General features: G+C 56.4%; 39 protein-coding genes. 37 read left to right on the top strand and 2 right to left on the bottom strand.

Annotation, left to right across the window (positions count from 1 at the left end):
• Positions 1 to 122 precede the first annotated feature (122 nt).
• The gene (locus IOB61_RS13965; protein ID WP_290817908.1) at positions 123 to 887 is read left to right on the top strand and encodes a hypothetical protein; all 765 of its coding nucleotides are present in this window, start codon (positions 123 to 125) and stop codon (positions 885 to 887) included.
• 67 nt (positions 888 to 954) lie between these two features.
• Positions 955 to 1,479 carry a GNAT family N-acetyltransferase gene (locus IOB61_RS13960; RefSeq protein WP_290817906.1) on the top strand — a complete coding sequence of 175 codons (525 nt, stop codon included), beginning with the start codon at positions 955 to 957 and terminating at the stop codon, positions 1,477 to 1,479.
• Here IOB61_RS13960 and IOB61_RS13955 read toward each other — a convergent pair.
• Entirely contained in the window at positions 1,457 to 1,720 is a 264-nt protein-coding gene (locus tag IOB61_RS13955; RefSeq protein ID WP_290817905.1) for a DUF3297 family protein, read from the bottom strand. The genes IOB61_RS13960 and IOB61_RS13955 overlap by 23 nt on opposite strands.
• A gap of 773 nt (positions 1,721 to 2,493) precedes the next feature.
• Between IOB61_RS13955 and rpsJ the strand changes: the two genes are divergently transcribed.
• From rpsJ to IOB61_RS13790, 33 genes are all read left to right on the top strand, one after another.
• Entirely contained in the window at positions 2,494 to 2,802 is a 309-nt protein-coding gene (gene rpsJ / locus IOB61_RS13950; RefSeq protein WP_290805157.1) for a 30S ribosomal protein S10, read from the top strand.
• Positions 2,803 to 2,813: 11 nt separating this feature from the next.
• Positions 2,814 to 3,560 (top strand): 50S ribosomal protein L3, encoded by a 747-nt coding sequence (gene rplC / locus IOB61_RS13945; protein ID WP_290817903.1) that lies wholly within the window; start codon positions 2,814 to 2,816, stop codon positions 3,558 to 3,560.
• Positions 3,560 to 4,198, top strand: a complete 639-nt coding sequence (gene rplD, locus IOB61_RS13940; RefSeq protein WP_290817901.1) for a 50S ribosomal protein L4 — start codon at positions 3,560 to 3,562, stop codon at positions 4,196 to 4,198. The genes rplC and rplD overlap by 1 nt, the downstream gene beginning before the upstream one ends.
• Entirely contained in the window at positions 4,198 to 4,494 is a 297-nt protein-coding gene (locus IOB61_RS13935; RefSeq protein WP_085340307.1) for a 50S ribosomal protein L23, read from the top strand. Before rplD ends, IOB61_RS13935 begins: the two co-directional genes overlap by 1 nt.
• Before the next feature lie 3 nt (positions 4,495 to 4,497).
• Positions 4,498 to 5,331: a 50S ribosomal protein L2 gene (gene rplB, locus IOB61_RS13930; protein WP_085340306.1), complete on the top strand. Its 834-nt coding sequence runs from the start codon at positions 4,498 to 4,500 to the stop codon at positions 5,329 to 5,331.
• 4 nt (positions 5,332 to 5,335) lie between these two features.
• Positions 5,336 to 5,614, top strand: coding sequence for a 30S ribosomal protein S19 (gene rpsS, locus IOB61_RS13925; protein ID WP_085340305.1), 279 nt, complete (start codon positions 5,336 to 5,338; stop codon positions 5,612 to 5,614).
• A gap of 4 nt (positions 5,615 to 5,618) precedes the next feature.
• Positions 5,619 to 5,999, top strand: a complete 381-nt coding sequence (rplV, locus tag IOB61_RS13920; RefSeq protein WP_085340304.1) for a 50S ribosomal protein L22 — start codon at positions 5,619 to 5,621, stop codon at positions 5,997 to 5,999.
• Positions 5,999 to 6,790 (top strand): 30S ribosomal protein S3, encoded by a 792-nt coding sequence (gene rpsC, locus IOB61_RS13915; RefSeq protein ID WP_290805146.1) that lies wholly within the window; start codon positions 5,999 to 6,001, stop codon positions 6,788 to 6,790. Before rplV ends, rpsC begins: the two co-directional genes overlap by 1 nt.
• Before the next feature lie 15 nt (positions 6,791 to 6,805).
• Complete coding sequence (rplP, locus tag IOB61_RS13910; protein ID WP_085340302.1) at positions 6,806 to 7,228, top strand: 50S ribosomal protein L16; 423 nt, start codon at positions 6,806 to 6,808, stop codon at positions 7,226 to 7,228.
• A 13-nt stretch (positions 7,229 to 7,241) separates the two neighbouring features.
• The gene (rpmC, locus tag IOB61_RS13905) at positions 7,242 to 7,442 is read left to right on the top strand and encodes a 50S ribosomal protein L29 (RefSeq protein ID WP_085340301.1); all 201 of its coding nucleotides are present in this window, start codon (positions 7,242 to 7,244) and stop codon (positions 7,440 to 7,442) included.
• Between the two features lie 10 nt (positions 7,443 to 7,452).
• Positions 7,453 to 7,692: a 30S ribosomal protein S17 gene (gene rpsQ / locus IOB61_RS13900; protein WP_085340300.1), complete on the top strand. Its 240-nt coding sequence runs from the start codon at positions 7,453 to 7,455 to the stop codon at positions 7,690 to 7,692.
• 36 nt (positions 7,693 to 7,728) lie between these two features.
• Entirely contained in the window at positions 7,729 to 8,097 is a 369-nt protein-coding gene (gene rplN / locus IOB61_RS13895) for a 50S ribosomal protein L14 (RefSeq protein WP_085340299.1), read from the top strand.
• A gap of 1 nt (position 8,098) precedes the next feature.
• Entirely contained in the window at positions 8,099 to 8,419 is a 321-nt protein-coding gene (gene rplX, locus IOB61_RS13890; RefSeq protein ID WP_290817898.1) for a 50S ribosomal protein L24, read from the top strand.
• On the top strand, positions 8,412 to 8,972 hold the full coding sequence (gene rplE / locus IOB61_RS13885; RefSeq protein ID WP_085340297.1) for a 50S ribosomal protein L5: 561 nt from the start codon (positions 8,412 to 8,414) through the stop codon (positions 8,970 to 8,972). The genes rplX and rplE overlap by 8 nt, the downstream gene beginning before the upstream one ends.
• 4 nt (positions 8,973 to 8,976) lie before the next feature.
• Entirely contained in the window at positions 8,977 to 9,282 is a 306-nt protein-coding gene (gene rpsN / locus IOB61_RS13880) for a 30S ribosomal protein S14 (RefSeq protein WP_085340296.1), read from the top strand.
• Positions 9,283 to 9,294: 12 nt separating this feature from the next.
• Positions 9,295 to 9,690, top strand: a complete 396-nt coding sequence (rpsH, locus tag IOB61_RS13875) for a 30S ribosomal protein S8 (RefSeq protein ID WP_085340295.1) — start codon at positions 9,295 to 9,297, stop codon at positions 9,688 to 9,690.
• An 11-nt stretch (positions 9,691 to 9,701) separates the two neighbouring features.
• Positions 9,702 to 10,232 carry a 50S ribosomal protein L6 gene (rplF, locus tag IOB61_RS13870; RefSeq protein ID WP_085340294.1) on the top strand — a complete coding sequence of 177 codons (531 nt, stop codon included), beginning with the start codon at positions 9,702 to 9,704 and terminating at the stop codon, positions 10,230 to 10,232.
• Positions 10,232 to 10,588 carry a 50S ribosomal protein L18 gene (rplR, locus tag IOB61_RS13865; RefSeq protein WP_085340293.1) on the top strand — a complete coding sequence of 119 codons (357 nt, stop codon included), beginning with the start codon at positions 10,232 to 10,234 and terminating at the stop codon, positions 10,586 to 10,588. The genes rplF and rplR overlap by 1 nt, the downstream gene beginning before the upstream one ends.
• Before the next feature lie 12 nt (positions 10,589 to 10,600).
• Positions 10,601 to 11,167, top strand: coding sequence for a 30S ribosomal protein S5 (gene rpsE, locus IOB61_RS13860; RefSeq protein ID WP_085340292.1), 567 nt, complete (start codon positions 10,601 to 10,603; stop codon positions 11,165 to 11,167).
• The gene (gene rpmD / locus IOB61_RS13855; RefSeq protein ID WP_106407629.1) at positions 11,167 to 11,355 is read left to right on the top strand and encodes a 50S ribosomal protein L30; all 189 of its coding nucleotides are present in this window, start codon (positions 11,167 to 11,169) and stop codon (positions 11,353 to 11,355) included. The genes rpsE and rpmD overlap by 1 nt, the downstream gene beginning before the upstream one ends.
• An 18-nt stretch (positions 11,356 to 11,373) precedes the next feature.
• Positions 11,374 to 11,859: a 50S ribosomal protein L15 gene (gene rplO / locus IOB61_RS13850; RefSeq protein WP_290805119.1), complete on the top strand. Its 486-nt coding sequence runs from the start codon at positions 11,374 to 11,376 to the stop codon at positions 11,857 to 11,859.
• A 113-nt stretch (positions 11,860 to 11,972) separates the two neighbouring features.
• A complete protein-coding gene (gene secY, locus IOB61_RS13845) occupies positions 11,973 to 13,340 on the top strand; it encodes a preprotein translocase subunit SecY (protein ID WP_290817893.1) in 1,368 nt (455 codons plus the stop codon).
• 43 nt (positions 13,341 to 13,383) lie between these two features.
• Positions 13,384 to 13,947 (top strand): adenylate kinase, encoded by a 564-nt coding sequence (locus IOB61_RS13840; protein ID WP_290817938.1) that lies wholly within the window; start codon positions 13,384 to 13,386, stop codon positions 13,945 to 13,947.
• Between the two features lie 111 nt (positions 13,948 to 14,058).
• The gene (locus IOB61_RS13835; RefSeq protein ID WP_290817891.1) at positions 14,059 to 14,196 is read left to right on the top strand and encodes a hypothetical protein; all 138 of its coding nucleotides are present in this window, start codon (positions 14,059 to 14,061) and stop codon (positions 14,194 to 14,196) included.
• A gap of 13 nt (positions 14,197 to 14,209) precedes the next feature.
• Entirely contained in the window at positions 14,210 to 14,587 is a 378-nt protein-coding gene (gene rpsM / locus IOB61_RS13830; RefSeq protein WP_085340288.1) for a 30S ribosomal protein S13, read from the top strand.
• A 54-nt stretch (positions 14,588 to 14,641) separates the two neighbouring features.
• Positions 14,642 to 15,031, top strand: coding sequence for a 30S ribosomal protein S11 (rpsK, locus tag IOB61_RS13825; RefSeq protein WP_085340287.1), 390 nt, complete (start codon positions 14,642 to 14,644; stop codon positions 15,029 to 15,031).
• A gap of 94 nt (positions 15,032 to 15,125) precedes the next feature.
• On the top strand, positions 15,126 to 16,142 hold the full coding sequence (locus IOB61_RS13820; protein ID WP_085340330.1) for a DNA-directed RNA polymerase subunit alpha: 1,017 nt from the start codon (positions 15,126 to 15,128) through the stop codon (positions 16,140 to 16,142).
• A gap of 44 nt (positions 16,143 to 16,186) precedes the next feature.
• A complete protein-coding gene (gene rplQ, locus IOB61_RS13815; RefSeq protein WP_085340286.1) occupies positions 16,187 to 16,591 on the top strand; it encodes a 50S ribosomal protein L17 in 405 nt (134 codons plus the stop codon).
• 164 nt (positions 16,592 to 16,755) lie between these two features.
• Entirely contained in the window at positions 16,756 to 16,980 is a 225-nt protein-coding gene (locus IOB61_RS13810; protein ID WP_290817889.1) for a DUF2188 domain-containing protein, read from the top strand.
• Between the two features lie 2 nt (positions 16,981 to 16,982).
• Positions 16,983 to 17,609 (top strand): hypothetical protein, encoded by a 627-nt coding sequence (locus tag IOB61_RS13805; protein WP_290817887.1) that lies wholly within the window; start codon positions 16,983 to 16,985, stop codon positions 17,607 to 17,609.
• A 77-nt stretch (positions 17,610 to 17,686) separates the two neighbouring features.
• The gene (locus IOB61_RS13800) at positions 17,687 to 18,226 is read left to right on the top strand and encodes a pseudouridine synthase (protein ID WP_290817884.1); all 540 of its coding nucleotides are present in this window, start codon (positions 17,687 to 17,689) and stop codon (positions 18,224 to 18,226) included.
• A 121-nt stretch (positions 18,227 to 18,347) separates the two neighbouring features.
• Positions 18,348 to 19,778, top strand: coding sequence for a Do family serine endopeptidase (locus IOB61_RS13795; RefSeq protein ID WP_290817881.1), 1,431 nt, complete (start codon positions 18,348 to 18,350; stop codon positions 19,776 to 19,778).
• Positions 19,775 to 21,094 (top strand): replication-associated recombination protein A, encoded by a 1,320-nt coding sequence (locus IOB61_RS13790; protein WP_290817878.1) that lies wholly within the window; start codon positions 19,775 to 19,777, stop codon positions 21,092 to 21,094. The genes IOB61_RS13795 and IOB61_RS13790 overlap by 4 nt, the downstream gene beginning before the upstream one ends.
• Here the strand turns inward: IOB61_RS13790 and IOB61_RS13785 are convergent.
• A complete protein-coding gene (locus tag IOB61_RS13785; protein ID WP_290817875.1) occupies positions 21,062 to 21,415 on the bottom strand; it encodes an MGMT family protein in 354 nt (117 codons plus the stop codon). The two genes, IOB61_RS13790 and IOB61_RS13785, sit on opposite strands and share 33 nt — an antisense overlap.
• A gap of 282 nt (positions 21,416 to 21,697) precedes the next feature.
• Here IOB61_RS13785 and IOB61_RS13780 point away from each other — a divergent pair, with 282 nt between their 5' ends.
• Both IOB61_RS13780 and IOB61_RS13775 read left to right on the top strand, forming a co-directional pair.
• Positions 21,698 to 22,594, top strand: a complete 897-nt coding sequence (locus tag IOB61_RS13780) for an acyl-CoA thioesterase II (RefSeq protein ID WP_290817872.1) — start codon at positions 21,698 to 21,700, stop codon at positions 22,592 to 22,594.
• Positions 22,595 to 22,629: 35 nt separating this feature from the next.
• Positions 22,630 to 23,507, top strand: an 878-nt coding sequence (locus tag IOB61_RS13775; RefSeq protein ID WP_290817869.1) for an OB-fold nucleic acid binding domain-containing protein, incomplete at its 3' end; no start/stop codon positions are given.

Genomic DNA, 23,507 nt, shown 5'->3' with positions numbered 1-23,507 from the left:
TTTTCTAACCACAATTTAACGTGCCAGACAGGAAACAATCGTCCACGACATAAGCCATGGTCATGGACTGGGGTGTTCCCCCGCAATCGGGACCTGGGGGGATATCAGCGCAGACGCGACTGATGACGCGTTTAGCCGCGATCGCGGTTTGGCTTGTGCTTGGCTATGGCCTTTTGTCGACGCACCCCCCTATGCTGCCCTCGATTGAGCCTGCAGGGGTTGCGGCAGTCCGGCTTGAGCCCTTGGTGCGTGCACCCAAGGCAGATATGGCGGCCTCTATTGCCCCTGTCGCCAAAACAAAGCCACCCGCAACCCAGACGGTAAAGGGCGTGACGGCTTCGGCGGGCGCCATTGCCCCCATGCGTACAAGTCCAACGCCGGTGCGCGACGGGCAAAGTGCTGCAAGCCCTGTTGGCCGCCAGCCAGCAACGACAGCCAGTGGTATCGTCCCCGCACAACCAGCCCTTGCCGGAACGGGTGCCACAGCCAATGGGTCGGCTATGCACAGCCTCACCCCGCAAAGTCAGGCGATCATCAAAGCACAAGCTTGCGCCCAGCTTGACCCCAAAGACCGCCCGCCCGATTGCCCGCCGAATGCTGAGCTAAAGCGCCTGTTGCAAGTCGCGCGTGGGCCCAAATATCGCCCAGAAAATGCGGAAGGATTCTCGCGCAATGAAGTACGCTGGCGTGATATTCCCCCACCTTGTTTGGAAGATGGGCAAAAGGTCAAAATGACCGGCATGGGGGCCTGTGTGCGGTTTGGGAATACGCCTTCGCGCGTGCGCTCCCCGCAAGAAATTTGTGAAGCCAAGGGGCTGGGCGGCTGTGCCCCAGTGCCGTCGCAAGCCGCCGTCAATGCGGCGGTAAAACAGGTGAAAGGGCAATAGGGTAATTGCGGTTTCGTGACCCTCATGAGGGTTTGCAGACGGAACAGGATGAATTAGGCTCAGGCGCATGATCACATCCGCGCCGTTTCTTCAGACCCCAAACCTCATTCTCCGCGGCCATAATGTGGAGGATTTTGATCGCCTCGCTGCCATGTGGTCCGACCCGTTGGTCGTGAAACATATCGGGGCGCGGGCATCCACGCCGCAAGAAGCTTGGTTTCGCTTATTGCGCTATATCGGGCACTGGCCCGCCTTAGGCTATGGCTATTGGGCAGTATGTGACAAGGAAACAGGCCTTTATATTGGCGATGTTGGCCTTGCCGATCATAAGCGCGGGATGCATCCAGACTTTGAGGCGACGCCAGAAGCAGGTTGGGTCATCATTCCGCCCATGGCGGGCAGGGGGCTTGCGACCGAAGCCATGCAAGCAACCCTCGACTGGTATGAAGCCACTTATGGCCGCGGCCGCACGGTGTGCATGATCGAGTCGGTGCACGCACCCTCGATCCGAGTTGCGGAAAAATTGGGTTATGAGCGCTTTGCCGAAACCACGATGGCAGCGGGGCCTGTTAGTTTGTTTCAGCGCCTTTGATCCAAGCCTCAACCGGGCCCTTTTGCAGGATCGTCAACGGATTGCCCTTGCGGTCAACCTTATTGCCTAAAGCCAAGCGGACCCAACCTTCGGAAATGCAATATTCCTCCACATTGGTCTTTTCCTCGCCCTTGAAGCGGATCCCGACACCTTTGGCCAAGATCTCTTCATTATAATAAGGGCTGCGGGGATTGACGCTTAAGCGGTCGGGCAGGGCGGTGGGGCTGGTTTCATCGGTCATAGGCGCTGCTTAGCCTAATGCGGGCGCGAACCTCAAGGGGGCGGTGTAGTGGGGTGGGGGATAGCTTCTGTTAGGATGTATCCCGTGCGGTCAATGCCACGATGACTTTATGTCTTGGATATCGGCCTCAATCAATTCGAATCATTTTGGTTATTTTTCATGTCTTAACACCCTAAAATCGCCAAACCTTGAGGTCTTATCATGCCCCCCGAAGATGACAAGATTACCGAAAACAAAGTTAAGCCCTCAAATGAAAGTGCAAGTGTCAAGAGTCGGGGCGACGGGGCGCAAAAGGCTCGGCAGCAACCACAGCCTCAAAAGCCGTCTTCTGGATCAGATCAAAAGAAGAAGTAACTCGGCTTTGATAGATTATGAGAGCCGTCAATTTGAGATACCTAGGGCTGCCGAATAATTTGGCATAGGCTTAAGCACCCACCCACCCCCACTGCACCGCGTCTGATAGATACCCTTTACAAAACAGACTCACCTAGCTAGTAACGCCGCTCTTGCTTGGACCGGCTGTGGAGAACGCTTATGTTCTCCAGACGCGGGACGATAAAAGCGCAGGGTTCATACCGCCGAAAAGGGTATGTCGCCTCTGATGGCGCGGTCATACGCGTCTTTGCTTCTTCGACCCCGTCAGATGGCTTTTCCAGCTAAAATTAAGTTTGCGCAGCCTGATGCGTCGCCGGTCAAAATGGCGTCGTAGCGGGCTTCGTTCGATGTTTGACATGCGGTCCTATCGTTTGGATGACCGCTTCGCGAGGGTAAATATGGCTCAACAGACCATCCGGATCAGGCTCAAAGCCTTCGACCACCGGGCGCTGGATCAGTCCGCCAAGGAGATCGTCTCCACGGCAAAGCGCACTGGCGCAATGGTGCGAGGCCCTGTGCCTTTGCCAACGCGCATTGAACGTTTCACCGTAAACCGCTCGCCACACGTCGATAAGAAGTCGCGCGAGCAGTTTGAAATCCGCACGCACAAGCGCGTGCTCGACATCGTAGACCCAACACCACAAACGGTGGACGCGCTGATGAAGCTCGACCTCGCTGCCGGTGTTGACGTCCAAATTAGTCTGTAAGGGCGCCGGCTATGCGTACAGGATTGATCGCAAAGAAAATGGGCATGACCCGCGTGTTTGCTGCCGATGGCGCACACGTGCCAGTCACTGTCCTGGCTCTCGAAGGCTGCCAAGTGGTAGCCCAAAAGACCGATGACAAAGACGGCTACACCGCCTTGCAAGTGGGCGCAGGTGCCCGCAAGGCCAAGAACGTTACCCAGCCCATGCGTGGGCATTATGCGAAAGCCAGCGTTGAGCCTAAGGCGAAACTGCGTGAGTTCCGCGTCACCGCCGACAATTTGGTCGACGTTGGTATGGAATTGACCGCTGACCATTTCGTGCCCGGCCAAAAGGTTGATGTCTCTGGCATCACCATCGGTCGTGGTTTCTCTGGTGCCATGAAGCGCTGGAACTTCGGTGGTTTGCGCGCAACGCACGGTGTGTCTCTGTCGCACCGTTCGCACGGTTCGACCGGTCAACGCCAAGACCCAGGCAAGGTTTTCAAGGGCAAGAAGATGGCTGGACACTATGGTGTTGAGCGCGTCACCACCCAAAACCTCGTCATCGTCCGTACCGATGTTGAGCGTGGCTTGATCCTGATCCGTGGTGCCGTTCCAGGCGCTGAAGGTTCTTGGGTTGAAATCCGTGACGCGGTGAAGTCCGCAGCACCTGCGAACCTGCCAAAGCCAGCCGCTTTCCGTAAGCCCGGCGATCTGAAAATCGTTCAAGCTGACGCGGAAGTCGCGGCTCCTGTCGAAACTCAAGAGGGAGCCGAATAATGAAACTCGACGTCCTGAAATTAGATGGCAGCAAGGCTGGCTCGGTAGAGCTGGACGACGCCATCTTTGGTGTGGCACCCCGTGCCGACATCTTGCACCGCGTGGTGCGCTATCAGTTGGCCAAGCGCCGCGCTGGTACGCATGACACCCAAAATCGTGGCGAAGTTTCGCGCTCGCACTCCAAGTTCGGCAAGCAAAAGGGTTCTGGCGGCGCACGTCACGGTTCCCGCAACGCGCCGATCTTCCGGGGCGGTGGCGTGGCGCATGGCCCACACCCACGTTCGCACGCACATAGCTTGAACAAAAAAGTTCGCGCTTTGGGTATGAAAATGGCTCTCTCGGCTAAGGCTGCCGAAGGTTCGCTGATCATTCTTGATCAAGCCGCCCTCGACGCGCCAAAGACGAAAGTCTTGTTGGAAAACTTCGGCAAGCTCGGCCTGACCAATGCGTTGGTCATTGGCGGCGCACAAGTCGACACCAATTTCCAACTCGCAGCCCGTAACGTTCCGAATGTGGACGTTCTGCCAGCTGCAGGCCTCAATGTTTACGACGTCCTGCGTCGCCACAAGCTGGTTTTGTCGCGTGATGCGATTGAAGCCATCTCGGCACGCTTTGCAAGCAAAGGGGAGGCTGCATAATGGCACTTTCCGAACGCCACTACGATACCATCCTGGCCCCTTGGATCACGGAAAAGGGCACTTTGCTCTCCGAAGTGAACCAAGTGATCTTCCAGGTACCGCTGACGGCAACCAAGCCCGCCATTAAAGAAGCTGTTGAAGCGCTCTTCAAGGTGAAGGTGAAAGCCGTCAATACCATTCGCGTTCAAGGCAAGACCAAGCGCTTCAAGGGCGTGATGGGCAAGCGGAACGACTTCAAGAAAGCAATCATCACGCTGGTCGAAGGCGAGACGATTGATGTGACGACGGGGCTCTAAGGAATGGCACTCAAGACATTCAAGCCGACCTCTGAAGGTCGTCGCCAGCTGGTGATCGTTGACCGTAAGTCCTTGTACAAGGGCAAGCCGGTTAAAGCGTTGACCGAAGGCTTGACCAAAACGGGTGGTCGCAACAACACCGGCCGCGTAACCTCGTTCCGTTCGGGCGGTGGTCACAAGCGCACCTATCGCATCATCGACTTCAAGCGTCGTAAGTGGGATATGCCAGCAACGGTTGAGCGTTTGGAATATGATCCAAACCGCACCGCCTTCATCGCACTGATCAAGTACGAAGATGGTGAGCTGTCCTACATCGTGGCCCCTCAGCGCCTCGCTGTTGGTGACACCATTGTCGCCGGCGAAAAGGTCGATGTGAAGCCAGGCAACGCCATGTTGTTGAAGTCGATCCCCGTGGGCACGATCATTCACAACGTCGAAATGAAGCCTTTGAAGGGCGCTCAGATCGCACGTTCGGCTGGTTGCTACGTGCAATTGGTTGGCCGCGACACCGGTTATGCTCAAATCCGCTTGTCCTCGGGCGAATTGCGCATGGTTCCAGATAGCTGCATCGCCACCATTGGTGCAGTCTCCAACCCAGACAATATGAACGAAAACTCGGGTAAGGCCGGTCGTTCGCGTTGGTTGGGCATTCGTCCTTCGGTTCGTGGTGTTGCCATGAACCCGGTTGACCACCCACATGGCGGCGGCGAAGGCCGTACCTCTGGCGGTCGCCACCCCGTAACCCCTTGGGGTAAGAAAACCCGCGGTCCTAAAACCCGCAGCAACACGACGACTGACCGGTTGATTATCCGTCGTCGTCACGAAAAGAAGGCTTAAGACTATGCCTCGTTCGGTATGGAAAGGTCCGTTTGTGGACGGTTACCTCCTCGCCAAGGCGGAGAAGGCGGCGGAATCCCCCCGTCGTGAAGCGATCAAAACTTGGTCGCGTCGCTCCACCATCATGCCTCAGTTCATTGGCCTGACCTTCCAGGTTCACAATGGTCACAAGTTTGTGCCTGTGAATGTTTCGGAAGAAATGGTTGGCCATAAGCTCGGCGAATTCGCTCCAACCCGTACCTATTTCGGTCACGGCGCGGACAAGAAGTCGAAGCGGAGGTAGGCGCATGTCAAAAGCAAAAACCCCTCGCGCCTTGTCTGACAAGGAAGCTTTGGCCCAAGCCCGCAACCTGCGGACCAGCGGTCAAAAGCTGAACTTGGTGGCACAAAGCATTCGTGGCTTGAAAGTGGACAAGGCCTTGGCTGAACTTCAGTTTTCGCCAAAGCGCATTGCCATCGACGTTCGCAAGTGCCTGCAATCGGCCATCGCAAACGCCGAAAACAACCATGGCCTCGACATCGATGCTCTGGTCGTTGCCCAAGCCTATGTCGGCAAAGGTCTGGTTATGAAGCGTATGAACACCCGGGCTCGCGGTCGCGGCGCTCGTATTGAAAAGCCCTTCTCGCACATCACCATCGTTGTGCGTGAGATGGAAGGAGCGGCCTGATGGGTCAGAAGGTCAATCCAATCAGCATGCGTCTGGGCATTAACCGGACGTGGGACAGCCGCTGGTATGCGAACACGGGCGAATATGCGAAGCTTCTGCATGAAGACATCGCGGTTCGCGCCTTCTTGAAAAAGAAGCTGAAGCAAGCTGGTGTGTCGCGCATCGTGATCGAGCGCCCACACAAGAAGTGCCGCGTGACGGTTTATACCGCGCGTCCAGGTATTGTTATCGGCAAAAAAGGCGAAGACATTCAAAAGCTTCGTAAGGATCTGACCGGGATCGTCAAGGACGCGGAAGTGTTTTTGAACTTGGTCGAAATCCGCAAGCCAGAGCTGGATGCAACCTTGGTTGCTGAAAGCGTTGCCCAACAGCTCGAGCGTCGCGTGGCTTTCCGCCGTGCGATGAAGCGCGCGATGCAATCTTCCATGCGCATGGGCGCTGGCGGGATCCGCATCACGGTTGCTGGTCGTTTGGGCGGTGCTGAAATCGCACGGACCGAATGGTATCGTGAAGGCCGCGTGCCTTTGCATACCCTGCGGGCGGATGTGGATTATGGCGTCGCAGAAGCCACCACCGCTTATGGCATCATCGGCATCAAATGCTGGGTCTTCAAAGGCGAAATCTTTGAGCGCGACCCAATGGCTCAAGACAAGCGTGCTGCTGAAGTGGGTGACGCACGTCCCCGCCGCGACAATGATCGTGAAGATCGTCGTCCACGCAATGATCGCAACGATCGTGACAACCGTGGCCGTGGCCGTGGTCGTGGCGACGCGGCTCAAGCTGGCGCGTAAGGGAGGAACTGAAACATGTTGTCACCTAAACGTACCCGCTTCCGCAAGCAGTTCAAAGGCCGCATCCATGGTGCTGCGACCGGCGGGGCTACCCTGTCGTTCGGCATGTATGGTTTGAAGGCTTTGGCACCTGAGCGCGTCACCGCGCGTCAGATCGAAGCTTGCCGCCGTGCCATCACGCGTCAAATGAAGCGTCAAGGCAAAGTTTGGATCCGTATTTATCCAGACGTGCCAGTGTCCAAGAAGCCAAACGAAGTTCGGATGGGTAAGGGCAAAGGTTCACCAGAATTTTGGGCCGCACGGGTAAAGCCTGGTCGGATCATGTTCGAAATCGACGGTGTTGCACAAGAGATTGCAGAAGAAGCATTGCGCCTCGGCGCTGCGAAACTGCCTATCGCGTGCAAGATCATTTCACGTGCCGACTTCGGTCTGGCGTAAGGGAGCGTCCACTATGAAAGCCGCTAACGCGCGGGCTTTGACGCCCGACCAATTGCAAGAAGAGCTGCTCAAGCTGAAAAAAGAGCAATTCAACTTGCGTTTCCAACGTGCGACAGGTCAACTTGAAAAGACCCATCGCATCAACCAGGTCCGCAAGGACATCGCGCTCGTCAAGACGATGATGCGCGAGAAGACCACAGCAACGGCTGTTTAAGGAGTAATCGATGCCAAAGCGTATGATGCAGGGCGTCGTGGTGAGCGACAAAGGCGATAAATCCATCGTCGTGAAGGTTGAACGTACCTTCCTCCACCCAGTCCTTAAAAAGACGGTGCGCCGCTCGAAGCGCTACCATGCCCATGATGACGCGAATGCGTACAAAACGGGTGAGGTCGTGCAGATCCAGGAATGCCCGCCTAAGTCCAAACTGAAGCGGTGGGAAGTGATTGGTCGCGTCGGCAGCTAGGGCTGTCCGATACGGGCTAATAGAAGAGGATCGATTATGATTCAGATGCAAACAAATCTGGATGTCGCGGACAATTCCGGTGCTCGTCGCGTCATGTGCATTAAAGTACTTGGCGGTTCGAAGCGTCGTTATGCGTCCGTCGGCGACGTGATTGTTGTCTCCATCAAAGAGGCAATTCCACGTGGCCGCGTGAAGAAGGGTGACGTCCGTAAGGCCGTTGTCGTTCGCGTCGCAAAGGACATCAAGCGTAAAGACGGCTCCACCATCCGGTTCGACCGGAGTGCGGCTGTACTCGTGAATAACTCGCATGAGCCTATTGGCACCCGGATCTTTGGACCGGTTCCGCGCGAACTCCGCGCAAAGAACCATATGAAGATCATTTCGTTGGCTCCGGAGGTACTCTAGGATGGCTGCGAAACTTAAAAAAGGTGACAAGGTCGTTGTCTTGACCGGTAAGGACAAGGGCAAGACTGGTGAAGTGGTCAAAGTTCTCCCCAAGGAAAACGGTTTGGTGGTCCAGGGCGTGAACATGGTCAAAAAGCACCAGAAGCAGACCCAAGCCCAAGAAGCTGGCATTCGTGCGTTTGAGGCTCCGCTTCAAATCAGCAACGTTGCTTACATGGACCCTACGGATGGCAAGCCAACCCGGGTCGGTTTCAAAACCTTGGACGACGGTCGTAAAGTCCGTTTTGCCAAGCGTTCTGGGGAGGTGATCGGCGATGTCTGAGACCCAAACTTATCAAGCCCGTTTGAAGACCGAGTATAACGAGCGCATCCGCGCCGCTATGCAAGAGAAATTCAACTATACCAACGCCATGCAGATTCCACGTCTCGATAAGATCGTGATCAATATGGGCGTCGGTGAATCCGTTGCAGACAGCAAGAAGATGCAGTCGGCTTTAGCTGCTTTGAGTGCGATTGCTGGTCAAAAGCCAGTCACCACCAAAGCCCGCAAGTCGATCGCAGGTTTCAAGTTGCGTGAAGGCATGGCAGTCGGCGCGAAGGTAACTTTGCGCGCAGAACGCATGTATGAATTCCTCGACCGTCTGATCACGATCGCGCTGCCGCGCGTGAAGGATTTCCGCGGTCTCAACGGCAAGTCGTTTGACGGCCGTGGGAATTACGCCATGGGCCTCAAGGAGCACCTCGTGTTCCCTGAAATCAACTATGATCAGGTCGACCAGATCTGGGGCATGGACATCATCGTCTGTACGACGGCTCGCACGAATGAAGAAGCGAAAGCCCTTCTTTCTGAGTTCAACTTCCCATTCCGGAACTGATATCATGGCGAAGAAAAGTGCTATCAACCGCAATGACAACCGTAAGGCCCTGGTGAAGAAATTCTCGGCTAAGCGCGCGCGCCTCAAGGCAATCGCGACCGATGAAAATCTGCCACTGGAAGAGCGCTTTGCGGCTCGTTTGAAGCTGGCGGAGCTTCCGCGTAACTCGGCCGAAAACCGCGTTCGCAATCGCTGCGAGGTGACAGGTCGTCCCCGCGCTTTCTATCGTAAGCTCCGCATGTCGCGGATTGCGCTGCGGGACCTCGCGTCCTCCGGCATGATCCCCGGCATGACAAAAGCTAGCTGGTAAGGGAGGGTTGTCATGCAAGTGAACGATCCCGTCGGCGACATGCTCACTCGGATCCGCAATGCTCAAATGCGGAACCGTTCGACTGTCACCACCCCAAAGTCCACCCTGCGTGCCCGCGTCCTCGATGTTCTCGTTGGCGAAGGTTACATCCGTGGCTATGGGGATATCGAAGTGAACGGCAAGATTGAGTTGGAAATCCAGCTCAAATATTTCGACGGTGCGCCCGTGATCGATACGATCAAGCGCATTTCGAAGCCTGGCCGTCGTGTTTATTCCTCTGTGAAGGACCTTCCGCTCGTGCGTAACGGTCTGGGTATTGCGATCCTCTCCACGCCTAAGGGTGTGATGTCGGACGCAGCTGCCCGGGCTAACAACGTCGGCGGCGAGATCCTCGCGCACGTCTACTAAGGGAGCCGAGAATGTCACGTATCGGCAAACAACCTGTCGCTTTGGCTGGTGCCACCGTCACGATTGACGGCGACATCATCAAGGCAAAAGGCCCACAAGGCGAATTGTCCTTCAAGCTGCACGAGCAAGTCTCGGTCACGATTGAAGGCGGTGTCATTGTGGTTTCCCCTAAGAATGACTCGAAACTGGCTCGCTCTTTGTGGGGCATGTCGCGCTCGATGATCGCAAACATGGTTGAAGGCGTCACCAAGGGCTTTGAGCGTACGCTCGAGCTGGTCGGCGTCGGCTATCGTGCAGCGATGGCGGGCAAGGATCTTGAATTGTCGCTCGGCTATTCGCACCCAATCATCTACAAAGCACCAACCGGTGTGACGTTTGCGGTGCCTAAGCCAACCGAAATCAAAATCACCGGCAAAGACAAGCAAGAGCTGGGTCAAATTTGCTCGGAAATTCGCAAATATCGTCCGCCCGAGCCCTATAAGGGCAAAGGTGTCCGCTATGCTGGCGAAACCGTCCGTCGCAAGGAAGGCAAGAAGAAATAATGCCATCTTCATTAGCATTAAAGACCAAGCGCACGCTTCGCACGCGCTCCCGTCTTCGGGCTTTGGCCAACGGCCGTTTGCGGCTTTCGGTGCATCGCTCGTCAAAAAATATTTCCGCACAAATCATCGACGACTCCAAAGGGGTTACGCTGGTTTCGGCTTCGTCTTTGGAGGCAGCTTTGCGCGCTTCTGAAGGTCCAAAGCTGGACGATGCGATTGCCGTCGGTAAATTGCTGGCAGAGCGCGCCATTGAAAAGGGCGTGAAGCAAGTGGTTTTCGACCGTGGTGGTTATTTGTATCATGGGCGCGTTAAAGCGCTCGCCGACGCCGCGCGTGAAGCCGGCCTTGAGTTCTAAGGAGTAGATCTGATGGCTCGCAGGCCGGAACGTGAACAAAAGAACGAAGAGCGTGATAGCGAATTCGTAGACCGTCTCGTCGCGATTAACCGCGTCGCGAAGGTTGTGAAGGGTGGTAAGAACTTTGGTTTTGCCGCTCTGGTCGTCGTCGGTGACGAAAAGGGTCGTGCAGGGTTCGGCAAGGGCAAAGCCCGCGAAGTTCCTGAAGCAATCCGTAAGGCAACCGAAGAAGCAAAGCGCCGCATGCAGCGTATCCCGCTGCGCGAAGGCCGCACCTTGCATCACAATGCCGCTGGGCGTTGGGGTGCGGGTAAAGTGATCGTCCGCTCGGCCCCTCCAGGGACCGGCTTGATCGCGGGTGGTCCGATGCGGGCTGTGTTTGAAGTGTTGGGCATTAAGGACGTGGTTTCCAAGTCCTTGGGTTCGTCCAATCCTTACAACATGGTGCGCGCAACATTTGACGCTTTGGGCGAGCAAATCTCGCCCCGTCAGGTCGCCAACAAGCGCAACTTGAAGGTCGCTGACGTTCTGGTTCGTCGTAAAGACGGTGCCAGCGGCGTCGAAGGCTCGGAGGGCTAATCGTGGCTGTTGTTGTTGTTAAACAAACGGGTTCGCCCATTCGTCGTCGCTACGACCAGCGTGAAACACTGGTCGGGCTTGGCCTGAACAAATTGAATCGGGTTCGTGAACTTGAAGATACACCTGCTATCCGCGGGATGATCGCCAAGGTTTCGCATTTGGTTCAAGTCGTGGAGGAGCGCGCGTAAGCGTGCTTTAGGAACACCATGAAACTGAATGAATTGTCCGACAACGAAGGCGCAACCAAAGCCCGCATGCGGGTTGGTCGCGGTGTTGGTTCGGGTAAAGGCAAGACCTCCGGTCGCGGTGTCAAAGGTCAAAAGTCGCGTCGCGGCGTTTCGATCAATGGCTTCGAAGGCGGTCAAATGCCAATCCACATGCGCGTGCCAAAGCGTGGCTTTAACGCCCGCTGCACCAAGGACCATGCTTGGGTGAACTTGGGCCTTCTGGCCAAAGCCATCGCAGCTGGCCGTTTGGATGCTGGCAAGCCAATCGATGAAGCAGCTTTGGTCGCTTCTGGTTTGGTTCGTCGCGTTCGCGATGGCGTCCGGATCCTGAACAAGGGTGAGATCGGCGGTAAAGTTGAACTCATCGTGACTGGCGCTTCGGCGGCTGCAATCGCAGCAATTGAAGCCGCTGGTGGCAAAATCACCCTAACCGGCAAGGCCAAAGCTGAGAAGCAAGCAGCCTGAGCCCTTGAGGTCTGATGCGCAATCCCCGATATGGGGGTTGCGCACCTCTTTTTGGCGCGCCAGGCGGATATCCGCTTAGGCGCGCTTTTCAATTTTGGAAGGCACCACGTTCCATGGCTTCAGCAGCCGAGCAACTTGCCCGTAATTTGAACTTCGCATCCTTTGCGAAGGCCAAAGATCTGCACGCGCGGATCATTTTCACCGTGATCGCTTTGATCTGTTACCGCCTCGGGACATTCATCCCGATCCCGGGCATTGATATCGAAGCCTTTGCCCGCGCCTTTTCGCAAGCGCAGCAGGGCATTTTGGGCATGGCTAACATGTTCTCCGGTGGTGCGGTGGAACGTTTGGCGGTGTTTGCCCTCAACGTGATGCCTTATATTTCGGCCTCCATCATCATCCAATTGCTCTCGTCCTTCCCCGGGCGGTTAGAGCAATTGAAGAAGGAAGGTGAATCTGGTCGCGCCCAACTTAATCAATATACACGTTATTTGACGGTCGTTTTGGCGGTCGCCCAGTCCTTGACCATTGCTAATGGCTTGGCCAGCTCGCCCGGCGTTGTGATTGATCCAGGCCCCATGTTTATTGCGTCTACCGTCATCACCTTGACCGGCGGTACCATGCTATTGATGTGGATTGGTGAGCAGATTACCGCTCGCGGCATCGGCAATGGCGTATCCTTGATCATTTTTGCCGGGATCGTGGCTGAAGTACCAAAGTCAATCTTCCGCGCTTTGACCTTGGCGCAAGAAGGTTCGATCTCTGGTTTGGCCATCGTTGCGCTGGTGTTGATCCTGACCTTGGCAATCATCCTGATCGTGTTTGTCGAGCGCTCGCAGCGCCGCATTGTGGTGCAATATCCCAAGCGCCAAGTGGGCAATAAAATGACGATGGGGGAGCAATCCTTCCTGCCGCTCAAGATTAATACCGCGGGCGTTATTCCGCCGATCTTTGCTTCGTCGCTGCTTCTTTTACCAGCGACCATGGCGGGCTTCTTGGCTAGCGGTCAGTTGCCGGAAAATGCCCCCGATTGGCAAGTGGTCATGCAAGAGGGAATTCGCACAACAGCGGGCCTTTTGTCGCATGGTCAGCCCTTATTCATTGCGCTATTCGGCGTGCTGATCATGTTCTTCAGCTTCTTCTACACGTCGGTTGTGTTCAACACCGAGGAGACTGCCGACAATTTACGTAAGCAAGGCGGCTTCTTGCCCGGCATTCGTCCAGGCGCGAAAACGGCGGACTATCTGGATATGGTGATGAGCCGCTTGACGATGATCGGGGCAATTTACCTGGTTATTGTGTGTCTTGTCCCCGAGGCGATCAGCGCCAATTTGGGTATGCAATTTTATCTGGGTGGGACATCTTTGCTCATTGTCGTCTCGGTAACAATTGATACGGTGGCGCAAATCCAGTCTCATATGCTGGCGCACCAGTATGAGGGCATGATCAAGAAGTCGAAGCTAAAGGGGCGGGGACGCTAAGTCCTAAAGTCCAAGCGCGGCTCTAAAGGGGGAAACTAGGATGATGAATTTGATCATGTTCGGCCCCCCCGGGGCAGGCAAGGGCACGCAGGCCAAGCGCTTGGTCGAGGGGCGGGGCTTTGTCCAGCTTTCAACCGGTGACATGTTGCGCGCTGCCCGTGCGTCGGGTTCCGATCTTGGCCAGCGGGTTGCGGCCGTGATGGATTCGGGGTCCTTGGTTTCAGATGAAATCGTCATTGAACTGATTGATGACCAGATCACCCGCAATCCGGGTGTGGCCGGCTTTATCTATGACGGTTTCCCCCGCACCACGGCCCAAGCGATCGCATTGGATGGTCTTTTGGCGTCCCGCGGTCAACGCATTGATTTGGTTATCCGCTTGGTGGTCGACGATCAGGAGCTTTTGGCCCGCATCACCAAGCGCTTTGAAGACCAAGGCCGGTCGGACGATAATCCAGAGACTTTTGTGAAGCGTTTGGCAGCCTATAATACCCAAACCGCACCGCTCCTGCCGTTTTATGGCGACCGGGGTTTGCTGCGGGAAGTCGATGGCATGGCCAGCATGGATGCAGTTGCTGCGGCAATTGATAAGGCCTTGGCAGGCTAATCACCTCTAGGTGCCCGCGAAATATGCCATAGACAATGGTAATGTTTTCAGCGCCAAGCGTTGACTTACGTGCGGCATCGCATTAACAAGCGCACTTCCGTTAAAGGACGCATGCCAGCCGACCGGGACTACCGGATGGTTGGTTATGCGTTGTTTTGCGCATCTCATGGTTTGTTCCTTAAAAAACAGGCCTTAAAACAACAGATTGACCGCACGGCGCAGATCCTCCGCAAGGGGGTGGGGCTGTGAATGGAGAGACAAAGTGGCCCGGATAGCTGGCGTCAACATACCGACGAACAAGCGCGTTTTGATCGCGCTGCAATATATTCATGGCGTTGGCCCTGCCAAAGCCAAAGAGATCTGTGAAAAAGTGGGAATCACGGCTGAGCGTCGCGTGAACCAATTGACGGACGCTGAAGTCCTCCAGATCCGCGAAACCATTGACCGTGAATATGTTGTCGAAGGCGACCTGCGTCGCGAAGTGTCGATGAACGTGAAGCGCTTGATGGACCTTGGTTGCTACCGTGGCCTCCGTCACCGTCGTGGCTTGCCCGTTCGTGGCCAACGTACCCACACCAACGCCCGCACCCGCAAGGGCCCTGCTAAGCCGATCGCCGGCAAGAAGCAGGTTAAGCGCTAATTTATTTTTCCCCAACGGGCGTGAGCCCGCTGGCTTTCGTCTGGAACCGACACAATGGCAAAAGATACCACCCGCGTCCGTCGTAAAGAGCGCAAGAACATCGCAAACGCGGTGGCTCATGTGAACTCTAGCTTTAACAACACGATGATCACCATCGCAGACCCTCAGGGTAATGCGATTTCGTGGTCGTCCTCTGGCATGATGGGCTTTAAAGGCTCACGCAAGTCCACGCCTTATGCGGCTCAGGTCGCAGCTGAAGATGCAGGCCGCAAAGCGGCTGAGCACGGTGTGCGTAACCTCGAAGTCAATGTGTCCGGCCCAGGTTCTGGTCGCGAGAGCGCGCTGCGCGCCTTGCAGTCGGTTGGTTTCATCATCAGCTCGATCCGCGATGTGACCCCGATTCCGCACAACGGCTGCCGTCCACCGAAGCGCCGCCGCGTCTAATCGCGCGGTTCAAGCGGGCCCACGCGGCCCGCTTTCGGTTGACTATTGACTTGGCGAACCAAGTTTCGCCCCCGACTATATAGAGGATTACATGGTGCTCGAAAAAAATTGGAAGCTGTTGATCCGCCCAGATAAGACGGTCATTGAACATGGTTTTGATCCAGCGCGGAAAGCCAAGCTGATCGCAGAGCCATTAGAGCGTGGTTTCGGGATGACTTTGGGCAATGCGCTGCGTCGCGTGCTTTTGTCTTCGCTGCGCGGTTCGGCCATCACCTCGGTGCAGATTGATGGCGTCGTCCATGAGTTCTCCTCGATCGCCGGTGTACGTGAAGACGTGACCGACATCGTGTTGAACATCAAAGGCGTGGCGTTGGTCATGCACGCAGACGGCCCAAAGCGCATGACGTTGCGCGCGCAAGGCCCAGGTGAAGTCACCGCTGGCGAAATCCAAGCCGGTAGCGACATCGAAATCTTGAACCCAGAGCAAGTTCTGTGCACGCTGGACGATGGTGCTGAAATCCGCATGGAATTCACCGTTGAAAACGGCAAGGGCTATGTGACGGCCGATGCAAACCGTCCAGAAGATGCGCCAATCGGCCTGATCGCGGTTGACGCGCTCTACAGCCCGGTGAAGCGCGTTGCCTATAAGGTGGAAAACACCCGCGAAGGCCAAGTGCTCGACTATGATCGTTTGGTCATGGAAGTTGAAACCAATGGTGCCATGACGCCAGAAGATGCGATTGCTTATGCTGCGCGCATCATTCAGGACCAATTGGACGTCTTCATCAACTTCGAAGAAGCCAAGACCAAGAAAGTCGAAGAAACCCGCCCAGAATTGCCATTCAACCCAGCTTTGTTGAAGCGTGTGGAAGAATTGGAATTGTCGGTGCGTTCGGCAAACTGCTTGAAGAACGACAACATCATCTATATCGGCGACCTGATCCAGAAGACCGAAGCAGAAATGTTGCGCACGCCAAACTTCGGCCGCAAGTCCTTGAACGAAATCAAGGAAGTCCTCGCGCAAATGGGTCTCCATTTGGGTATGGAAGCGCCAAACTGGCCCCCTGAAAACATCGACGAACTCGCCAAGAAGTTCGAAGACCAAATGTAATCAAGACGCAACGTCGCGAGACGTCGCCAGATGGAGAAATAGAAATGCGCCACGGTCACGGACACCGGAAACTGAACCGGACACATGAACACCGCACCGCCATGTTCGCCAACATGGCTGCCAGCTTGGTGAAGCACGAGCAAATCGTGACCACCTTGCCAAAGGCAAAGGAATTGCGCCCTGTATTGGAGCGTTTGGTCACTTTGGCTAAAAAGGGTGACTTGGCTTCGCGTCGTTTGGTTGCTTCGCGCATGCGCGACGAGACCCAAACTAAGAAGCTGTTTGACGTCATCGGCCCACGCTATGCCGGTCGCGCAGGTGGTTATTTGCGCATCATGAAGGCGGGCTTCCGCCATGGTGACAATGCCGCCGTCGCCGTGATTGAGTTTGTTGACCGCGACGTCAGCGCCAAGGGCAAAGACTCTGGCCCTGTTGCTGGCGACGAATAAGCTCTAGCTTTCTTGCTGAATTAAAAAGCCGCCCTGTTTGGGGCGGCTTTTTTGTTTTTGGATAGTGGCGCGGTGCATTGGCTGTGGCCACCAAAATCCATCTATTGCAAGACTCGCTCGACGGATTTAACTAATCGAGTTACCTTTGGTACGGAGGTGGCGATATGTCCACGAAAAGTCAGCATGTGGTGCCGGGCAAAGATGGATGGCGCGTCATTCGATCTGGATCGACGCGGGCATCGAGCACGCATTCAACCCAAGACGAAGCGATAAAAGTCGCTAGGGCAAAGGCCAAGTCCTTTAGGTCCGAATTGTATATTCATGGCAAGGATGGGCGCATTCGAGAGCGGAATTCCTACGGTAATGATCCAGTTCCGCCTAAAGGCTAACCATGGCGGCAACTTTTGAAACATCCGTTTGCATTAATTGTGCGTTTGATCAAGAATTCTCTCCTCTCCTTCACGCCATCGCGTTCTGCGTTGTAGATCTTGGCTTCTATCCCCGTCTTGCCCCCGAGACCGCAGATCATTCAACGCCGAGGCTGGAACGAATAACCACGCTTATCAACAGCTCTAAGTTCGGTATTCATGATCTAAGCAAATGCAAAACTAGTGATCCTGAGGCGTATTTCAGAATGAACATGCCGTTCGAACTCGGCATGGATTTTGGTGCGCGTCGGTTTGGCGATGGCCCCCTGAAAACAAAGGCAATCCTCGTTCTCGAACATACGGCATATGATACAAAGAAGGCCTTGTCTGACATTGCGGGTTGGGACGTCTTAGCCCATGACGGCAATTATGATACGACCATAAGGCAGGTTCGAAATTGGATGGTGCATGCCGCCCGTGCCACTCCAAAAGGCCCCGCTCGAATAATTGCGGATTATGCATCTTTTCAGCAATGGTATTATGAGCGAGAGCTTCAACGAGGCTCTTCAGAGGAAGACATCAGATCCTATCCAACTATTGAATTCATCAGTGCGATGGAGGAGTGGGTGGCCTTGGGAAGACCCGCTTAGTGGGGGCTTGGGAATAGGATATTCATATAAGCGCATGACACTATCCTTTCGGCGTATTGCCACCCTATAATCCCGCTATGCCGCGCCTTATCCTGTTCAACAAACCCTATGACGTCTTGTGCCAGTTTTCGGGTGGGGAGGGGCGGCAGACTTTGGCGGATTTTATGGACGTGCCGCGCGTCTATCCCGCCGGCCGCCTCGACCGCGATAGTGAGGGCCTCTTACTTTTGACCGATGATGGCAAGCTGCAGGCACGGATAGCTGATCCGGCGTTCAAACTGCCCAAGACCTATTATGTGCAGGTCGAGGGCATCCCGTCAGACGAAGCTTTGGCAAGCCTTACCAAAGGGGTGATGTTGAATGATGGGCTAACCCGGCCTGCAGACGTTGCGCGCCTTGAGGATCCAGGTCTATGGCCGCGCAATCCACCCATCCGCGTCCGCAAAAGCATTCCTGACAGCTGGATCCGTCTTACCATCCGCGAAGGGCGTAATCGGCAGGTGCGCCGTATGACGGCGGCGATTGGCCATCCCACCCTGCGTCTGGTGCGCGTGAAAATTGGCGCGTGGTCCTTGGGCGATCTTGCACCGGGGCAATGGCGCGATTTGCCGATGTAACATCTGCGTGGCCCTTGCCTTGTCTGACTGATTTGTCACAATTGAGCCACTTGCGGTTCATAGTAAGGGTGCCTTCATAACAGCCATGAGCAAACAGACATCCAATGGAGGCCGGGTCGGCATGTTGAAATTAATCGCCGCTTCAGCTTTGGGCGCTGGCTTGGCTACGGGCGTGCCCTTGATCGCCCAAGTCGCGGGAAGCCAAAGCCCAGCCCCTGCTGCCGCCCAACCCATCGCCAGTGCACCCGCACAGCCGCGCATCGTCCCTGCGACGCGGGCCGATGCCATTGCCTCTTACGCACCGATTGTGCGGCGCTCTTCTTCAGCGGTCGTCAATGTCTATGCGCGCTCCATTCAAAGGGGCCGTGTAGCCATTGACTTCTTTGGTGGCGCTTTCCGCATGCCAGACCGGGCGAGCCAGAGCCAGGGTTCGGGCGTTGTCGTGCGTGATGATGGCATCATCGTCACCAATAATCACGTGGTCGAAGGGGCAACAGAATTGGTTGTCGTATTGGGCGATCGGCGCGAGTTTCCGGCCCAAATTGTCCTCACAGATCCCCGGACCGACCTTGCAGTGCTGCGCATCGATACCAAAGGCGAACGACTGACGGCGCTGCGCTTTGCCGATACCAGCAATGCCCAAGTAGGCGATCAGGTCTTGGCCATTGGTAATCCATTTGGCGTTGGCCAGACGGTGACAGGCGGCATCATCTCAGCCCTTGCGCGCACAGATGTGGGCATTACCGACTATAGTTTCTTCATCCAGACCGATGCCTCGATCAATCCGGGAAATTCGGGCGGTGCCCTGGTGGATATGAATGGCGATTTGGTTGGCGTGAACACCGCGATTTTTTCCCGCTCGGGCACGTCAGCGGGTGTGGGCTTTGCCATTCCTGCCGAGATGGTCAAGCGCGTTGTGGATGGTGCTGTGACAGATGGTAAGGTCATTCGCGCGTGGACGGGCATTAAGGGGCAGAATGTCGACGCTGAAGTGGCCAGATCGCTGGGGCTAAGCCGCCCGGGTGGCATTTTGGTGACCGACGTTTATCCAGGCTCTGCCGGGGCTGAGGCGGGCCTACGCCGTGGCGATGTGATTACAGCCTTTGCGGGCACCCAAGTGGCCGATGATTCCGGCCTTAAATATCAAGCTGCGACCCGCAAACCCGGCGAGATGGTGGAGTTTACCTTCCAACGTCAAGGCCAAGTTCGTACCAGCCGTGGCAGGCTGTCTGCGCCTCCGGGCGAAGCCCAAACCCCGCGCCTTCTTTCAGGGCGGCATAGCTTTGATGGTGTGAGCGTGGCAACCCTGACGCCGGCCTTGGCCGAAGAACAAGGGATTGACCCCTTTACCAAGGGCGCGATTGTCACCTCGGTTGATGGGGCGAGGGAAGGGGCGCGGGCTGGTCTTCGCCCCGGCGATCTCATCCTGCAAATCAATGAGGATCCGATCCAATCGACGCAAGACCTCGCAAACCGCCTCCGTGGAGGGCAGCAGGGCAGGGTCACGATCCAGCGCGGCGATAAGCAAATCACGGCGGTTCTGTTCTTGTGAGTGATTTGTTTGCGGCCTCGGGACTGGAAGCAGGCTTAAACCGGCCCCTGGCCGATGTGCTGCGCCCGACAAGCCTTGCCGACATTGTCGGCCAAGATCATTTGTTGGCCCCAGATGGCGCGATTGGCCGTATGGTGGCGCAAAAGCGGCTGTCCAGCATGATCCTGTGGGGGCCACCCGGTGTCGGCAAAACCAGCCTTGCGCGGCTATTGGCTGATGCCTCAGACCTTGCCTTCACCTCGATCTCAGCGGTCTTTTCAGGCGTTGCGGATTTGCGAAAAGCCTTTGAGGCTGCCGCCCAATTACGTGCCACCGGGCGTGGCACTTTGCTATTTGTCGACGAGATCCACCGCTTTAACCGCGCCCAGCAAGATGGCTTTCTGCCCTATGTGGAGGCTGGCACCGTGACCTTGGTCGGGGCTACGACCGAAAACCCCAGCTTTGAGATCAATGGCGCGCTTTTGTCTCGCGCCCGGGTCTTTGTGCTCAAGCGGTTGGAAGATGCAGGTCTTGAAACATTGCTGGCCCGCGCAGAGGCCCATTATGGCCGTCCGGCCCCGTTGGACGCTCAAGCGAGACAGACGCTGATGGACTTTGCCGACGGCGATGGCCGTCATTTTTTGACCCTATTGGAAGAAGTGTTCCAAGCAGCCTTTGACCAGCCCTTTGATCGCGCAGGTCTCAGCCAATTTTTACAGCGCCGCGCCCCGGCCTATGACAAGAATAAGGACGAGCATTATAATCTGATCTCGGCCTTGCATAAGTCGGTCCGCGCCAGTGATCCCGATGCGGCGCTTTATTGGTTGGCGCGTATGCTGCATGGGGGCGAGAACCCGCTCTTCATCGCCCGCCGCTTGGTGCGCATGGCCAGTGAAGATATTGGCCTTGCCGATCCCACCGCCTTGCGAGTCACTATTGCTGCCCGTGACGCGTTTGAGTTTTTGGGCTCGCCCGAGGGGGAGTTGGCGCTGGCCCAAGCCACCTTGCATCTGGCATGTGCGCCTAAATCCAATGCTGCCTATGTCGCCTTCAAGAAGGCGCAAGCCTTGGCAGCTCAAACAGGCTCTGAACCCCCACCAGCCCGCTTTTTGAATGCCCCCACGTCGCTGATGAAGGAACAGGGTTATGGGGCGGGCTATGTCTATGATCCAGATGCGCCAGGCGGCGTGTCAGGCCTATCTGGCTTCCCAGACCGCATGGGCCCGCAAGACCTTTACCAGCCGACTGACAATGGCGCAGAGGCGCGCATTGTCGAGAAGCTTGAGGGCTGGCGCGCGCTGCGCCTACAAACCCTCATCAGCCCAAAAGACGGATGAATAGTCAAAGGGTGGTGGGATTATATGGGCAGGAAGGTCGCTAACCCCTTCCAGCGCTAACAGCCGCAACTGCTCAATTTGCCGGGGCGACCTTTTGGCCTCGGCCGGAAATGTGCAGCCAGAGGGCACCAGCCGATGCCATGGCACCATTTCCCGCTCTGCTTCACTCAATTGCGACACCATATAGGCGACATGGCGCGCAGGTATATTCATCGCAACCGCCATTTGGTCGAGCTTGACAATCTTACCACGTGGAATGGCCGATAGCTGCTCTAACAGGGCACGCTTCATGGCTTGAAAGGCGGGGGAGGGCTTGGGCAAAGGAAGGGCTCTGGGTGGCTTATTGAAAGCGCCAATACCATCGTCGGAAGGCGGCTAGGTCAAGGGAAGTGATCGTAGGTCTGTGGCTTGCCCAAGATAGCTTGGAACGGCTTCAGGCCAAGCTTTGCTAGCCGTAAAGTCGATCAACAATTCGTCTTGCGCATAAACTGCCAGATCGGCCGCCTCCCTCGCTTTTGGAAAGAGGGGCTTTGGCGAGAAGCAACCCCCATCACCTGCACTTGCGAACTTCCCCCACGGGCGCAATTGTCCTAACTGGACAGCATGACTGAGCAAAATCCCTCCCCCGAACAGTTGATCCATGGCCTTACCACTTTGTTGGATGTTGAGACGCTCGACACCGACCTGTATCGCGGCGCGCGCAAGGATGGCGGCCGGGGTCGTGTGTTTGGCGGCCAAGTCATTGCCCAAGCTTTGATGGCGGCATGTAAATCGACCGATACCGACCGCTTGCCCCACTCGTTGCATGCCTATTTCATGCGGCCGGGGAATGAGGATTTCCCTGTGGTTTACCGCGTTGTGCGTGATTATGATGGTGGCAGTTTCTCGACCCGCCGTGTGATTGCCCAACAGCAGGGCGTGCCGATCTTGAATATGGCGGCGTCTTTCCACAAGCTGGAGCCCGGTCTCAGCCACCAAGACACAATGCCCGACATGCCAGACCCGGATTCTTTACCGTCTGAAATGGAATGGCGGCAGAAATCGATTGATCTGGTGCCCGAGAAATTCCGCCCCTTCTTCATGACGCCACGTCCGATTGAGTTTCGCTCGCTCGACCCCGCCGCTTGGCTTAAGGCGGAAAAACTGCCGCCAGTTCAAAACTCCTGGTTCCGGGCTGTGGCCCCTATGGGCGATGATCCGCAGATACACCGGGCGGTACTGGCCTATGCGACCGACATGCAGCTTCTGGGCACCTGCGCCCGCCCACACGGGCTTAGCTGGATGCGGGGCGAGTTGATGACGGCAAGCCTTGATCATGCCGTTTGGATTCACGATGATTTCCGTGCCGATGACTGGCTGCTTTACTGCACCGACAGCCCATGGGCTGGGCGCGGGCGTGGCATGAACCGCGGCAAAATCTTCACCCGCGATGGGCGCTTAGTAGCCAGTGTCGCGCAAGAAGGCTTGATCCGGGTGATGAAAGCCAAAAGTGGCGCGTGACGCGACGACCCAAGCTCGGCTAAACATAGGGCATCATGCGTCCTGAAAGCCTGTTTGCCCTCTTTGCTCCTTTAACGACCCTACCAGGCGTAGGGCCGAAGATTGCGCCTTTGGCGGCCAAAGCGGCGGGGGGTGAGTTGGTCCGTGATCTGGCGTTTCATCTGCCGACGGGGCTGGTCGACCGGCGCTATCGGCCAAAGATACACGAAGCTGAATTAGGGCGGCTATGCACGTTAGAAGTGATGGTAGAGCGCCATCAACCCGGTGGCATGGGCCGGCCCTATAAAGTCCAAGTGTCGGACGATACAGGCTTTTTGTCGCTCCTCTTTTTCAAGCCCAATGCGCGCTATTTGGCAGAGCGCTTGCCCGAAGGGGCGATGCGTGTGGTGTCGGGCGAAGTCAGCGAGCGCTATGGCGAGCGGCAGATGATCCATCCCTCGCGTATTCTCAATCTGGATGATCCCGATTTGAGCGTGGTGTTTGAGCCCGTTTATCGCAGCGTTGCCGGCCTCTCTCATCGCACCTTAGCACGCATTTGTGCCGCTGCGGCCCAAAAGGCCGAGGGCCTTGCCGAATGGGCCGATCCAGCGCTGGTGGCGCGCGAAGGCTGGCAAAGCTTTGGCGCGGCCCTGATGCGCGCCCATGCCCCCGATGGCGAGGATGAAATCCTGCCTAGCACACCGGCACGCCGCAGACTGGCCTATGACGAACTATTTGCCCGCCAGATTGCCCTCCAGCTATCGGGGGCAGCCAGACGACGGACACCGGGCCGCGCCATTCTTGGTACAGGAGCCTATACAGACGCGCTTGTAGCTGCCTTGCCCTATCAGCCGACAAGCGCACAGAGCCGCGCCTTTGCTGAGATCGGGGCCGATATGGCCGCAGCAACACCGATGTTGCGCTTGCTGCAAGG

Source organism: Aquidulcibacter sp. (assembly GCF_020253525.1).
Lineage (GTDB): Bacteria > Pseudomonadota > Alphaproteobacteria > Caulobacterales > Aquidulcibacteraceae > Aquidulcibacter.
Note: the sequence above shows the minus strand (reverse complement) of the source record. Positions and strands in the feature narration are given on the sequence as shown.

Coding starts and splice junctions, on each gene's coding strand:
- rpsK (WP_085340287.1), top strand. CDS start 14,642: ATGGCAAAAGATACCACCCGCGTCCGTCGTAAAGAGCGCAAGAACATC.
- rplP (WP_085340302.1), top strand. CDS start 6,806: ATGTTGTCACCTAAACGTACCCGCTTCCGCAAGCAGTTCAAAGGCCGC.
- IOB61_RS13780 (WP_290817872.1), top strand. CDS start 21,698: ATGACTGAGCAAAATCCCTCCCCCGAACAGTTGATCCATGGCCTTACC.
- rplE (WP_085340297.1), top strand. CDS start 8,412: ATGTCTGAGACCCAAACTTATCAAGCCCGTTTGAAGACCGAGTATAAC.
- IOB61_RS13960 (WP_290817906.1), top strand. CDS start 955: ATGATCACATCCGCGCCGTTTCTTCAGACCCCAAACCTCATTCTCCGC.
- rplR (WP_085340293.1), top strand. CDS start 10,232: ATGCCATCTTCATTAGCATTAAAGACCAAGCGCACGCTTCGCACGCGC.
- IOB61_RS13965 (WP_290817908.1), top strand. CDS start 123: ATGACGCGTTTAGCCGCGATCGCGGTTTGGCTTGTGCTTGGCTATGGC.
- rpsQ (WP_085340300.1), top strand. CDS start 7,453: ATGCCAAAGCGTATGATGCAGGGCGTCGTGGTGAGCGACAAAGGCGAT.
- rplF (WP_085340294.1), top strand. CDS start 9,702: ATGTCACGTATCGGCAAACAACCTGTCGCTTTGGCTGGTGCCACCGTC.
- rpmC (WP_085340301.1), top strand. CDS start 7,242: ATGAAAGCCGCTAACGCGCGGGCTTTGACGCCCGACCAATTGCAAGAA.
- IOB61_RS13835 (WP_290817891.1), top strand. CDS start 14,059: ATGCCAGCCGACCGGGACTACCGGATGGTTGGTTATGCGTTGTTTTGC.
- rplQ (WP_085340286.1), top strand. CDS start 16,187: ATGCGCCACGGTCACGGACACCGGAAACTGAACCGGACACATGAACAC.
- rpsS (WP_085340305.1), top strand. CDS start 5,336: ATGCCTCGTTCGGTATGGAAAGGTCCGTTTGTGGACGGTTACCTCCTC.
- IOB61_RS13955 (WP_290817905.1), bottom strand. CDS start 1,720: ATGACCGATGAAACCAGCCCCACCGCCCTGCCCGACCGCTTAAGCGTC.
- rpsC (WP_290805146.1), top strand. CDS start 5,999: ATGGGTCAGAAGGTCAATCCAATCAGCATGCGTCTGGGCATTAACCGG.
- IOB61_RS13805 (WP_290817887.1), top strand. CDS start 16,983: ATGGCGGCAACTTTTGAAACATCCGTTTGCATTAATTGTGCGTTTGAT.
- secY (WP_290817893.1), top strand. CDS start 11,973: ATGGCTTCAGCAGCCGAGCAACTTGCCCGTAATTTGAACTTCGCATCC.
- IOB61_RS13840 (WP_290817938.1), top strand. CDS start 13,384: ATGAATTTGATCATGTTCGGCCCCCCCGGGGCAGGCAAGGGCACGCAG.
- rplO (WP_290805119.1), top strand. CDS start 11,374: ATGAAACTGAATGAATTGTCCGACAACGAAGGCGCAACCAAAGCCCGC.
- IOB61_RS13795 (WP_290817881.1), top strand. CDS start 18,348: ATGTTGAAATTAATCGCCGCTTCAGCTTTGGGCGCTGGCTTGGCTACG.
- rpsE (WP_085340292.1), top strand. CDS start 10,601: ATGGCTCGCAGGCCGGAACGTGAACAAAAGAACGAAGAGCGTGATAGC.
- IOB61_RS13935 (WP_085340307.1), top strand. CDS start 4,198: ATGGCACTTTCCGAACGCCACTACGATACCATCCTGGCCCCTTGGATC.
- rplC (WP_290817903.1), top strand. CDS start 2,814: ATGCGTACAGGATTGATCGCAAAGAAAATGGGCATGACCCGCGTGTTT.
- rplB (WP_085340306.1), top strand. CDS start 4,498: ATGGCACTCAAGACATTCAAGCCGACCTCTGAAGGTCGTCGCCAGCTG.
- rplX (WP_290817898.1), top strand. CDS start 8,099: ATGGCTGCGAAACTTAAAAAAGGTGACAAGGTCGTTGTCTTGACCGGT.
- rpsN (WP_085340296.1), top strand. CDS start 8,977: ATGGCGAAGAAAAGTGCTATCAACCGCAATGACAACCGTAAGGCCCTG.
- IOB61_RS13800 (WP_290817884.1), top strand. CDS start 17,687: ATGCCGCGCCTTATCCTGTTCAACAAACCCTATGACGTCTTGTGCCAG.
- rpsH (WP_085340295.1), top strand. CDS start 9,295: ATGCAAGTGAACGATCCCGTCGGCGACATGCTCACTCGGATCCGCAAT.
- rpsJ (WP_290805157.1), top strand. CDS start 2,494: ATGGCTCAACAGACCATCCGGATCAGGCTCAAAGCCTTCGACCACCGG.
- rplN (WP_085340299.1), top strand. CDS start 7,729: ATGATTCAGATGCAAACAAATCTGGATGTCGCGGACAATTCCGGTGCT.
- rplV (WP_085340304.1), top strand. CDS start 5,619: ATGTCAAAAGCAAAAACCCCTCGCGCCTTGTCTGACAAGGAAGCTTTG.
- rplD (WP_290817901.1), top strand. CDS start 3,560: ATGAAACTCGACGTCCTGAAATTAGATGGCAGCAAGGCTGGCTCGGTA.
- IOB61_RS13810 (WP_290817889.1), top strand. CDS start 16,756: ATGTCCACGAAAAGTCAGCATGTGGTGCCGGGCAAAGATGGATGGCGC.